Here is a 13,387-nt window from a genome sequence, read left to right as displayed (position 1 = left end):
TCTAGATCTCCAGTTCGTTCAATAGGGAGTCGATTGCCGCCAGGTCGGCGCGCGCGGTGTCTGGCGCGCACAGGGCCTGGAGTTGCGGCGAGCGCGCCAGGGCGGTGATGCTGGGGGCGTCGAACAGTGCACGGACGCCCGCGTCCACGCCATGCCGTTGCCGGAGCAGCGCGAAGACCTGCATCACGGAGATGGAATCGCCGCCGATTTCGAAGAAGTTGTCGTGGCGACCGATCGGGTCGATGCCGAGGACCTCGCGCCAGATGGCGGCCAGGGCTTCTTCCGCCTGGCCCTGCGGGGGTTCGTAGGCTTGCGTAGCGGTGAATTCGGCTTGGGGGAGCGCCCGGCGGTCCAGCTTGCCGTTGGCCGTCACCGGGAGCTTGTCCAGCAGGACGAAGGCGGAAGGGACCATGTAGGCAGGCAGGTTCTGTTCCAGGGCCTGCCGTAGTGCGGTGGCGTCCAGGTCCGCTGGCGTGACGTACGCGACCAGGCGCATGCTGGCGGCGCCGGCGGCGGTGCTGGAATTACCGGCATTGCCGGCATTGCAGGCGTCCGATGGCGCGCCCGTTTGCGCCAGTACCGCCGCCTGCTGCACGCCGGGCAGCGCCTGCAGCTGCGCTTCGATTTCACCCAGCTCGATGCGCTGGCCGCGCAGCTTGACCTGATGGTCCAGGCGGCCGAGGTATTCGAGCTGGCCTTCGTGGTTCCAGCGTGCCAGGTCGCCCGTGCGGTAAAGCCTCTGGCCTGTGCCGAAGGGATCGGCGATGAAGCGATCGGCGGTCAGGCCCGGCCGGTTCAGGTAGCCTCGGCCCAGGCCCGTGCCGCCCAGGTACAACTCTCCGGCTACACCAGGGGGAACTTCGTTCAGGTTCGCGTCCAGCACATGCGTGCGCAGGCCGGCGATCGGGCGGCCGATGGGTACGCCGGTGCCGCCGGTGTTCGCGCAATCCCAGAAGGTGACGTCGATGGCCGCTTCCGTCGGGCCGTAAAGGTTATGCAGCTCGGTCGTCGGAAACAGGGCCTGGAATCGCGCGCACAGCTCCGAGGGCAATGCTTCACCGCTGCAGAAGACGCGCCGCAGCACCTGGCGGGCTGCGTCCAGCATGGACGCATCGCCGGCCGGCGATGATTCGCAGTGCGAGACGAAGGCGTGCAGCATCGAGGGCACGAAGTGCAGCGTCGTGACGCCTTGATCGACAATGCGTGCCAGCAGCCGCTCGGCGTCGCGATGCTCGCCCACGCCGGCCAGCGCCAGACGCGCGCCCGTCATCAGCGGCCAGAAGAACTCCCATACCGAGACGTCGAAGCTGAAGGGTGTCTTCTGCAGCACGACGTCGTCTGTGCGGAGGCCGTAGGCCCGCTGCATCCAGGCCAGGCGATTGCCCAGGCCGATGTGGCGATTCGTGGCGCCCTTGGGCTTGCCGGTGGAGCCGGATGTGTAGATCACGTAGCACGTCTGCTCGGCGTGCACCGGCACGTCCGGGGCATCGTCTGGTTCGCCGGACAGGTCCAGCGTGTCGACCGCCAGGACCGCGTCGGTCCATGTCCGTACGCGATCCAACAGCCATGACTGGGTCAACACCAGCGCCGGCGCGCTGTCCTGCACCATGTAGGCCAAACGATCATCCGGATACTCCGGATCCAGCGGCACGTAGGCCGCGCCGGTCTTGAGTACCGCCAACAGGCTCACCACCAGCGACGGATGTCGATGCGCGGCGATCGCCACGCGCTGCTCCGGGCCGACGCCCAGCGACATGAGTCGACGCGCCAGCCGGTTCGACTGCCGCTCCAGCTCCGCGTAGGTCAGCGTCAGCGTATCGCCATCGGCGCCGGCGCCGGCGTCCCTATCGGACACTGCCTCGCCAGGATTGCACTCGGCAGCACCGGCCTGCGCTTCCACCGCCATGCTGACCGCGACCGCATCCGGCGTGCGGGCCGCCTGCGCCGCGATCACGGCGTGGACGGGCCGGTCCCGCCATCCGGACAGGGCATCGTCCAGCCCCCCGCCGTCGGTCCACGCCCGGAGCCTATCCAAATCCTCGGGCGCCAGCAGGCCCAGCGCGCCCAGTGGCTGCCGGACCATCGCCGTCAACCGCCATAGCGCCTGGATCAAACGCCGGCCCAGGGCCTTGACCGTGCCTTCGTCATACCGTGCTCGGTCATAGCTGAAGTTCAGGACCAGGCCGCCCTGCTGTGTCACGACCAGCGTCAATGGATAGCTGGTCTGCTCCGTGTTAACCAGGCCGCTGAAGCGCGCGCCGTCGGGCAAGGGCTGCTTGAGCGCCTGGTCCACCGGATAGTTCTCGAAGACGACCAGCGTATCGAACAGCCCCCGCCCACCATGCCCGCCCTGGCCACCTTGGCCGGCACTGCGCTGGATCTCGTACAAGGGCGTCTGTTCATGCTCGCGGGCGGCGACATTGCGCGCCTGAAGCTCGCGCAGCCAGTCCCCCGCCGTCTGTGTCGGGCGCAAGTGCACCAGGACCGGCAGCGTATTGATGTACAGGCCGAGCACGTGCTGCACGCCCGGCAGGTCCTCCGGACGGCCGGACGTCGTCGCGCCGAACGCCACCGTATCCTGGCCGGTATGCAGGTTCAGCACCAGGGACCAGGCGGCCTGGACCAGGGTATTCATGGTCACGCGTTCGCGGCGCGCGCACTCCGTCAGCGTCTGGCACTGGGTGTCGTCCAGGTTCAGCGTCCAGGCGCCATACCGGCTCGCGGCGCCGTGATCTTCCAGCTCGGCCTGCGCGCCGGGCATGGTGGACATCGCCTCCGCCAGCAGGGTCGGGGCTTCCAGGTCGCGCAGTTGGCCGGCCCAGTAGGCTTGCGAGGCCTGGGTGTCACGCATGGCCAGCCATCGCAGATAATCCCGGTACCGCCCGGCCGGGCGCGGCACTGCCTTGCCGGCATAGTCGCCGAGCACTTCAGCGAGCAGTTGGGACAGGCTCCATCCGTCCAGCAGCAGATGGTGATGCGTCCAGATCAAATGATCGTGGTCGTCGTTCACGCGCACCAGCACGCAGCGCATCAAGGGCGGCCGCGCGAGGTCGAATCCGGTGGCCCGCTGGGCGGCTGCCAGGGCGCCCAGTTGCGTCGCAACCTTGTCCGCGTCGCCATGCAGGGCGACGTACTCGAAGGGAAGCTCGGCGTGACGGGCCACCCATTGCAAGGGCTCGCCCGCGCCGGTGACGAAGCCTGTCCGCAGCACGTCGTGGCGGGCCACGGCGGCTACCCAGGCGGCCTGGAAGCGCCTTGCATCCAGGCCGCGCACGTCGACGCGCAGCTGGTTGATGTAGGGTTGGCTGGCAGCGACCGCCGGGATGGCGGCGGCCGATGTGGCGACGGGCGATGTGGCGGCGGCCGTCGGCGTCGCCGTATCCATAGCGGTGGACGTGGCAGTGGCGGGGGTGGCGTCGCGTTCATAGACGGCATGGAACAGCATGCCGGCCTGCATGGGCGTGACCGGGTAGATGTCCTGCCAGTGGCTGACCGGCGCGGGAATGGGCAGCGCGTCCAGTTCGGCCTGCGTCAGCCGCGCCAGCGGGAAGTCGGAAGGCGTGACGCCCTGCGCGCCGCTGGTGCAATGCGCGATCACGGCCGACAGCGCCTGTGTCCAGCAGGCGGCCAGGTCGCGCATGCTCGCTTCGGCCCACTGCCCGCCGCGATAACTCAATTCCAGCGACAACCGTCCGCCGTACACGCGGCCATTGATCGTCAGGGGATGCGATATCGGCGCCTGGGCGTGTTGGCCCGGTCCGGCGCTTTCGTTCGCGATACGCCAGTCGCTGCCGTTGCTTTCGCCGGCGTCGAACTGGCCCAGGTAGTTGAAGAGGATGGAGGCCTGGGGCGCATTTGCCAGTGCGTCGCGGACGGATGGGTCGCCCCATTGTTTCAGGACGCCATGGCCTATGCCGTTGCGGGGAATGGCGCGCAGTTGTTCCTTGGTGCGGCGGATCAGCTGTTCCGGTTCGCCGTCCGTGTCCAGGACGACCGGGTAGATGCTGGTGAACCAGCCCACGGTGCGCGAGACGTCGGGCGCGTCAGCGTGCGTCACGGTGTCGCCGTGCGGCGATTCGGCACCGTGCGGCGATTCGGCACCATGCGGCGACTCGGCACCATGCGGTGGTTCGGCATCGCGCGGCGGCGCGGGAGACTCAGCTCCACTTTCGCGGCCATGGCCTTCCAGGTCGATGCGGACCGCGCGCACGCCGTGCCAGTGCCTCAGGGCCGAGGCGAGCGAGGCCAGCAACAGGTCGTTGACCTGCGTTCGGTAGGCGGCGGGCGCCTGCCGCAGCAGGGCCTGCGTCTGTTCGCGCGTCAGGCTGACCTCGACGCGTCGTTGGTCGCGTAGGCGCGCGGCGCCGCCGGTGTGGTCCGGTGACGGGAAATCGCCGGCTGGCTGCTCCAGCCAGTACTGCGCGTCTGGCGCGTGCGCGGCGGCTTGCCCGCGCAGATAGCGCGCCCAGGCGCCATAGCTGGCGGTGCGCGCGGGCAGCGTCGGCGCCAACGTGGGAGTGTGAGTGGGCGTGGCCGTCGGCGTCGGCGTCGGCGTCGGCGTCGGCGTCGGCGTGGACGTGGACGTGGACGTGGACGTGGACGTGGACGTCAACTGCAGCGCCTGTTCGTAGGCCAGCCGCAGGTCTTCCAGCAGAATGCGCCAGGACACGCCGTCGATGGCCAGATGGTGGACCACCAGCAACAGGCGCCAGCTCCCGTCCGCCACGCTTATGCGCACGGCGCGCAGCAGCGGGCCGATGCCGATATCCAGGCTGGCTTGCGCCCGCGCGCAGTGCGCTTCGATCTCAGCGGAATCGCGCGCGCTCAGGTCCCAGAGCATGTCATGCGCTTGCGTATCCAGTGCATCGGCTTGCACGTACCGTTGCGCCCAACGGCCGTCCGCATCGCGCCGGTAGCGCAGCCGCAACGCATCGTGGTGCGCCACCACGGCCGCGAGCGCGATGCGCAGCGCGGCGATGTCGATCTCCGCATCGCTGCGCAGCAAGACCGCCTGGTTCCAGTGGTTATGCGTGGCCAGCGGCTGCTCCAGGAACGACGCCTGGATGGGCAGCAGTGGCACCTCCTGACCTGGGACAGTGTCGTCCGCGATGTCTTCCTGACCCGCGGCATCGACGGACGCGCCGCCGGCAAGCGGGCCGGCCGCGCCGCCCCGGTGGATGCGTTCCTCTTGCCCACCCAGGCGCACCGCCACCTCCGCCAGGGCCGCGATGCTCTGGCGTTCGAACATCTGCCGCGGCGTGATGCGCCAGCCCGCCTGCCGCAGCCGCGCCGCGATCTGCAGGCTCAGGATGGAATCGCCGCCGATTTCGAAGAAGTTGTCGTGCCGACCGATCGGGTCGATGCCGAGGACTTCGCGCCAGATGGCGGCCAGGGTTTCTTCCGCCTGGCCCTGCGGGGGTTCGTAGGCGTGCGTGGCGGTGAATTCGGCTTGGGGGAGCGCCCGGCGGTCCAGCTTGCCGTTGGCGGTCACCGGGAGCTTGTCCAGCAGGATGAAGGCGGTCGGCACCATGTAGGCAGGCAGGCTCCGCTCGATGGTCTGCCGTAAGGCGGTGGTGTCCAGGTCCGCTGGCGTGACGTATGCGACCAGTCGCATGCTGACGGCGCCGGCGGCGGCGCTGCTGGAATTACCGGCATTGCCGGCAATGCCCGCGTCCGACGGCGCGCCCATTTGCGCCAGTACGGCCGCCTGCTGCACGCCGGGTAGCGACTGGAGCTGCGCTTCGATTTCACCCAACTCGATGCGCTGCCCGCGCAGCTTGACCTGGTGGTCCAGGCGGCCGAGGTATTCGAGCTGGCCGTCGTGATTCCAACGGGCCAGGTCGCCACTGCGATAAAGCCTCTGGCCTGTGCCGAAAGGATCGGCGATGAAACGGTCGGCGGTCAGGCCCGGCCGGTTCAGGTAGCCTCGGCCCAGGCCCGTGCCGCCCAGGTACAACTCTCCGGCTACACCGGGCGGGACTTCGTTCAGGTTCGCGTCGAGCACATGCGTGCGCAGGCCCGCGATCGGGCGGCCGATGGGCACGCCGGTGCCGCTGGTGTTCGCGCAATCCCAGAAGGTGACGTCGATGGCCGCTTCGGTCGGGCCGTAGAGGTTGTGCAGCTCGGTCTGCGGGAACAGGGCCTGGAAGCGCGCGCAAAGCTCCGCGGGCAGCGCTTCGCCGCTGCAGAAGACGCGGCGCAGTACCTGCCGGGCTGTGTCCAGCATGGGCGCACCGCTATCCCGCACCGCGACGATCGCCTGCGATTCGCAGTGCGAGACGAAGGCGTGCAGCATCGAGGGCACGAAGTGCAGCGTCGTGACGCCTTGATCGACAATGCGTGCCATCAGCCGCTCGGCGTCGCGATGCTCGCCCACGCCGGCCAGCGCCAGCCGCGCGCCTGTCATCAGCGGCCAGAAGAACTCCCACACCGAGACGTCGAAGCTGAAGGGCGTCTTCTGCAGCACGACGTCGTCTGTGCGGAGGCCGTAGGCCTGCTGCATCCAGGCCAGGCGATTGCCCAGGCCGATGTGGCGATTGGCGGCGCCTTTGGGCTTGCCGGTGGAGCCGGATGTGTAGATCACGTAGCACGCCTGCTCGGTGTGCACCGGCACGTCCGGGGCATCGTCTGGCTCGCCGGACAGGTCCAGCGTATCGACCGCCAGGACCGCGTCGGTCCATGTCCGTACGCGATCCAACAGCCATGACTGGGTCAACACCAGCGCGGGCGCGCTGTCCCGCACCATGTAGGCCAAACGATCATCCGGATACTCCGGATCCAGCGGCACGTAGGCCGCGCCGGTCTTGAATACCGCCAACAGGCTCACCACCAGCGACGGATGTCGATGCGCGGCGATCGCCACGCGCTGCTCCGGGCCGACGCCCAGCGATATCAGCCGATGCGCCAGCCGGTTCGACTGCCGTTCCAGTTCCGCGTACGTCAGCGTCAACGGGACGACGCCATCGGTGCCGGCGGCACCACCGGCGACCTCGGCGCCCGCACCGACCTGCGCTTCCACCGCCATGCTGACCGCGACCGCATCCGGCGTGCGGGCCGCCTGCGCCGCGATCACTGCGTGGACGGGCTGGTCCCAACCTACCGAACGCCAGGCGGCCGGCAAGGGATACGGCAATGCCGCCGGCAACGGATGCGCGCGCACCCCAGACCCATTCTCCGATCCGGCACCCCAGCCCCATGCGCGCAGCAGGTCCCGATCCTCGTCCGACAGCAAGGACGCCTCGGCCACGCGCATGCCCGGCGTCGATGCCAGGGCCGCCAAGGCCGCCGCGTAATGCGCCGCCAGCCGACGCAGGCTCGCTTCCGCATAACGGTCCCGGGCATAACGCAGCGTGAACGCGATACGGCCATCGCCGTGTTCCACCGTATCGCATTGCAGATCCACCGGCAGCGCCGCCACCCCCAAGGGATATGTCGTGCACGCCATACCGGGCAAGGCCATCGCGCCGGCGCCCTGCGATTGCTGATGATTGAACAGCACCTGGAACAAGGGATTCTGGTCCACGCCCCGTTCCGGCCGCACCGCATCCACCAGGCTATCGAAGGGCAGGTCCGGATGCGCCTGCGCGCCCAGCACCGCCGCGCGTGCCTGCGCGACGGCGTCCGCGAACGTCGATCCGGCGTGGAAGCGCGCGGCCAGCACCTGCGTATTGACGAACAGGCCGACCACATCCTGCGTTTCCGCGCGATGGCGTCCCGCCGCCGGCACGCCCACGCGGATGTCGTCCTGTCCCGTGTAGCGATGCAGCAAGGCCTGGAATGCCGCCAATAGCAGCATGAATATCGTGTCGCCGCGCTCGCGCGCCAGCGCACGCAGGCTGCTCGCGAGCGCGGTATCCAGGTCGACGGTGACCGTCGCCGCCTCACGGGCGCCGGATCGCGGCGGATAGTCTTGCGGCAGTTGCAGGGCGCCGTGCTCCGGGCCCAGCGCTTCGCGCCAGTAGGCCAACTGCCTGTCGTGCTCGCCGGCGTCCAGCAGATCGTCCTGCCAGCCCGCATAGTCCGTATAGGCGATCGCGGGCGCCACGGGGAGCGATGCCTGGCCCTGCGACAGCAATGCCGCATACGCCGCCGCGAAATCCGCCATCACGAGGCGCACCGACCAACCGTCGGACACGATGTGGTGCATCACGATCACCAGCAGATGCTCTTCCTGCTCGAGCCTGATGACGCCGGCGCGCAACAGCGGCCCCGCGGTCAGGTCGAATGGCTGCGCCAGCCAGGCGCGCGCAACCGCCGCGCCGTGTGGTTCCCTGTCGGCAAGGTCCAGCGCGCGCAGGTCGACGTGCTCGACGACGATCGAGGCGTCGTCGTCCACCACCGGCGCCGCGAGTCCATGCCCATCGGCAACGAAGCGCGTGCGCAAGGCGGCATGGCGCTGACGCACCGCCTCCAGCGCGGCACGGACGACTTCCACGTCCAGGCGGCCCCGCAGGCGCAGCGCACCGGGCACGTGATACGTGGCATCAGCCGGATCCATGCGCCACAGGAACCACAAGCGCCGCTGCGCGCGCGACATGACCGGCGCCGTATCGCGCGGCAGGATGGGCAGTTGCGCCGGATCCATGCCCGTCTCGCGCATCTGCCGATAGGCGGCGCGGCGTTGCGCCGGCCCCAGCGCCATGAATTTTCCGGCGACGCGGCGCGCCAGGGTCTGGTCCATTACATCGCCTCCAGCGTATCCAGGAAGTCATCCATGCGCCGCAGCGCCTCGTCCTGCCCGGCCGCCGCGGCGCCGGCGCGCGCGACGCGTTCGGCGAACGCCGCCAGCGTCTGGGCCTCGAACAGCGCGGTCAGCGGCACGTCCACGCGCAGTTCGCGCTGGATGCGCGCCACCACCTGCATGACCATCAGGGAATGGCCGCCCAGCTCGAAGAAGCTGTCATCCCGTCCTATCCGATCGACGCCCAGCACCTGCGACCAGATTTCCGCCAGACGCCGTTCGCCGTCGTCGGTTGGCGCCGCATACGACCGGCGCGCATCGCCGAGCTCCGGCGCCGGCAGCGCCTTGCGATCGATTTTTCCGTTGGGGCTCAGCGGCAGGCGCTCCAGCGCCACCCACAGGGCAGGCACCATATAGGTTGGCAGTGCCTGTGCCAGGGCAGTCCTTGCCTGCGCCAGCCAGCCGTCGCGGGCCTCTTCGGTGGCCAGGCACGCGGCGTCGCGCGGGACGACGTAGGCGACCAGGCGGCGACCGCCCTGGACGTCGCCGCGCGCCACGGCCACCGCCTGCCGCACGGAAGGGATGCGCGCCAGCTGGGCGTCGATTTCGCCGAGCTCGATACGGAAGCCGTGCACCTTGACCTGATGATCCACGCGCCCGACGTACTCCAGCACACCGTCTTCGCGGAAGCGCGCCAGGTCGCCCGTGCGGTACATGCGCGAGCCGGGCACCTCGGCCAGCGGATCGGCCACGAAGCGCTCCGCGCTGATGGCGGGACGATGCAGATAGCCGCGCCCCACGCCGACGCCGGCGACGCACAGTTCGCCCACCACACCCGCGGGCAGCGGCGCCAGCTGCGCATCGAGCACGTACAGGCGCGTATGGTCGGCGGCATGGCCGATGGCCAGTACCTCGCCCGTCGACCGGTCGTCGCCGATGGCCGGCATGCGGTACAGTGCGACGTCGTCCGCGCACTCGGCCGGGCCATAGGCGTTCACCAGCGGAATGTCGGGATAGCGCTGCTGCCACGCGCGCGCCAGCGACATGGGCGTGGCTTCGCCGGTGGGCAGCAGCCAACGCAGGCGCGGCAGCGCCACCGGATCGCGCATCAACATGCCCTGTATCAGCGTCGGCACGCACTCCAGCACGGTGATGCCGGCTTCGTCCACCTGCCGCAGCAGCGCGGCCGGATCGCGCGCGACCTCGTCCGCCACGATATGCACGCAGGCGCCGCCCAGCAATCCGGCCAGCAACTGCCATACGGAGATGTCGAAGCTCTGCGACGCCGTCTGCGCGATGACGTCGTCCGGTCCCAGCGCCAGATAGGGAAGCTTGCTCAGCTGGTTGTTGAGCATGCCGCGCATGGTGACCATCACCCCCTTGGGCTCGCCAGTCGAGCCCGAGGTGAAGATGACGTAGGCCGCCTGGTCGGGATGCGCGGCCGCGCGCGGATAGTCGCGCGGCGCGTCGCCGGCGAAAGCCGCGCCCGGTACGACCCGTATGGACGGCGGCAGCATCGCCAGCCCCTCTCCCAATGCCGCGGCGGCCTGGTCCGATACCACCAGGGTGCGCACAGCGGCCAGCGCCAGCACCTGCGCCAGGCGTTGCGGCGGCAGCGCGGGGTCCAGCGCCAGATAGGCCGCGTTCAGCTTGAAAGCCCCCAGTACGCTGGCCAGCATGTCCAGGCCGCGCTCGGCCAGGATCGCGACGACGTCGTCGCGCCGCACGCCATGCGCGGCCAGCACGTGCGCGTGGCGCTCCGCCCTGCGGTTCAGCGCCGCGTAGCTCAACGCGCCATCCCGCGAACGGACGGCGGTCCGGTCGGCGTGGCGCAGGACCGCGTCCTCGAACAGTCTGGCGTAGCCCACGTCCAGCGGATACGCGGGCGCCGCGCCCCGCCCTAGCGCCAGCAGGCGCGCCTGTTCGGCATCGGGCAGCAGGCCGATATCGGCCAGCACCGCATCGGGGCGGCCGGCGAGTTCCACCAGGATGTGCCGCAGCGTTCGCAGCAGGCGGTCCATCGCGGGCGCGCTGAAGCGCGTGGTGTCGTAGGTGACCTGCAGTCCCAGCTCCACGCCCGGCTTCGCCACCACGGTCAGCGCGTAGTTGGTGTGCGTGCGGGCGCCATCGGCCGACAGGCCCAGCTCCGCCGCTTCGGCCAGCATGGCGTCGTCCAGCGGCGCGTTCTCGAAGACGAACAACGTGTCGAACAGATTCATGCCGCGCGGCAGGTCGCCGGCCAGCGCCTGGATTTCCGCCAGCGACAGATGTTCGTGCTCGCGCATGGCGGCGTTGGCGGCCTGGATATCGCGCAGCCAGGGCCGGACGCGGGCCGAAGCGGGGACGGCCAGGCGCAGCGGCAGCGTGTTGATGAACAGGCCCACGGTGTCGTGCACGCCGTCCAGATCGGCGGGACGCCCCGCGACAGTGACGCCGTACAGGACGTCGTCGACGTTGGCGCAGCGCGCCAGCAGCAAGGCCCACGCGCCTTGCACATAGGTATTGACGGTCAGTTGCGCGGACTGCGCGGCCTTCTGCAGGGTGGCGGTGTCGGCGGCGGACAGGCACACCAGCGCGTCCGCGGCCTCGGCAGCCTCCACCGAACCCGCCGCGCTTACGGGGGCCAGCGGCAGCGGCGTCACCGTTGCGTATCCCGCCAGGACCCCGCGCCAATAGTCGCGCGCGGCCTGCATGTCCTGGCGGCCCAGCCAGCCGATGAAATCCCGATAGGGCCGGACCCGCGGCAAACGCGGTTCGCCGCCATCGCGGAAGGCCTTGTAAGCCCGGAAGAAATCGGCCAGCAACAGCGATCGGCACCACGCGTCCATCAGGATATGGTGATAGCTGAGCACCATGCGATCCGCATCGGCCATGCGGAACAGCCGGATCCGCCATAGCGGCGCCCTGCCCATGTCGTAGCCCGCCGCCAGTTCATCGCGCAGCATGGCCTCCATGCGCGCCATCGCGTCGGCCGCATCCTGGCCGCGCCAGTCATGCACATCCACCGGCGCACCGGCGTCGTGGTGGATGATCTGCATCGGCGCCTGGCCGCCGCGCCACGCGAAACCGGCGCGCAGCGCCTCATGGCGCTGTCCCACGCAGCGCCAGGCCCGCGCCATCGCCGCCGGCTCGATACGGCGGTCGAAGCGGTAGCGATCCTGCATCAGGTATATCCCCGATCCGGGCGTCATCAGCGTGTGCAGCAACAGGCCTTGCTGCAGTGGAGTCGCCGGATAGATATCCGCGACGACCGCCGGGTCCAGCGCCAGGCTGTCCAACTCCGCCTGCGCCAGGCCCGCCAGCGGAAAATCCCCCGCGCGCAGCGCCGCCGCCGATCCCGCGCAGGCCGCCGCCAGCTCGCGCAGCTGCGCCATATAGCGCTGCGCCAGCGCGTCGATCGCGTCGTCGTCGAAGATCGCGCCGCTGTAGGTCCATGCGACGTGCAGGGCGCCATCGCGTACCGATGCGCCCACGTCCAGCCAGGTGCGCCGCGGACTGTCGGGATCGCGCTCCGGACCCGCGGATTCCGCGGCCCAGGACCATTCCCGCAGCGTGCCATCCAGCCGACCCAGGTAGTTGAAGGTGACTAGCGGCCGCGCCAGGCCATTCAGCCCGTCGCCGCCGTAGCGCAGCGCGCCGTAGCCCAGCCCTTTGTCGGGCAAGGCCCGCACCTGCGACTTGACGGCAGCCAGCGCCCGGAGCGCATCGGTGCCGCCCGGCGCCAGGCGCACGGGATACAACGCCGTGAACCAACCCACCGTGCGCGCCACGTCCAGATCCGCGACCAGGTCTTCGCGGCCGTGGCCCTCCAGCTCGACCAGGACGCTGTCGCGGCCGGTCCATGCGCACAAGGCCAGCGCCAGCCCGGCCAGCAGGACCTCGTGCGCGTGCGTGCGATGCCCGCGCGCGGCACGCGACAGCAGCGCTTCGGTGGTGGCCGCGTCCAGCACGGTGTGAATGGTGCGTGCCACCCGCACGGTGTTCGCGCCGGCGGGATCGCGCGCGGGCAGCACGGGTTCGTCCGTGCCGCACAGGGCACGCCAGTAATCGCGCTGCGCCTGCGTCGACGGCCGGGCGCCATAGTCGCGCAGCGCCGCCGTCCACGCGCCATAGCTGGCGCCAGGCGCCGCCAGGACGGGTATTTGGCCGCGGCAGGCCTGTTCGTAAGCCGTCTCGAAGTCATCCAGCAGGATCTGCCATGACACCGCATCGACCACCAGATGGTGCGCCACCCAAAGCAGCCGGCCAGCTTGGGGGGGTCCCAGGTCCAGCCAGGCCGCGCGCGCGACCGGACCTGTCGCCAGGTCCAGGCCACGCTGCACGGCGCTCGCGGCTTCCGCCAGCGCGGCGTCGGGGTACTCGGCCGCCGACAGGTCGACGATGTCGAAATCGCCTTCGTGCGCGGTATCGGACGCCGGGGACGCGCCGTAACGCTGGTCCCAGCTGCCGTCCGCCCGGGCTTCGAAACGCAGGCGGAACGCGGCGTGATGCGCCATGACCGCCCGCACGGCTGTCCGCAAGGCGGCGGTGTCCACGGGCCCGGCGGGCCGCAGCAGCACGCTCTGGTTCCAGTGGGCACGCGCCGGCATGGGCGTATCGAAGAACCAGCGCTGGATGGGCGACAGCGCGACGCTGACGGGCGCCGTGTTGTCCTGGAACGCACCGGATGGCGCGCCGCCGTCCATCGAGCCGATGACAGCGGCATGC

General features: G+C 70.1%; 1 protein-coding gene and 1 pseudogene. Both read right to left on the bottom strand.

The window, feature by feature from the left end; all coding sequences use genetic code 11:
• Window position 1: 1 nt before the first annotated feature.
• Window positions 2-8,680: a non-ribosomal peptide synthetase gene (locus CAL26_RS11135; RefSeq protein ID WP_094846908.1), complete on the bottom strand. Its 8,679-nt coding sequence runs from the start codon at window positions 8,678-8,680 to the stop codon at window positions 2-4.
• A pseudogene (locus CAL26_RS28895) lies at window positions 8,680-13,299 on the bottom strand (amino acid adenylation domain-containing protein); the annotation flags it as partial. The pseudogene CAL26_RS28895 and the gene CAL26_RS11135, both read right to left, overlap by 1 nt.
• Window positions 13,300-13,387 lie beyond the last annotated feature (88 nt).

This window comes from Bordetella genomosp. 9 (assembly GCF_002261425.1).
Taxonomy (GTDB): domain Bacteria; phylum Pseudomonadota; class Gammaproteobacteria; order Burkholderiales; family Burkholderiaceae_B; genus Bordetella_C.
Note: the sequence above shows the minus strand (reverse complement) of the source record. Positions and strands in the feature narration are given on the sequence as shown.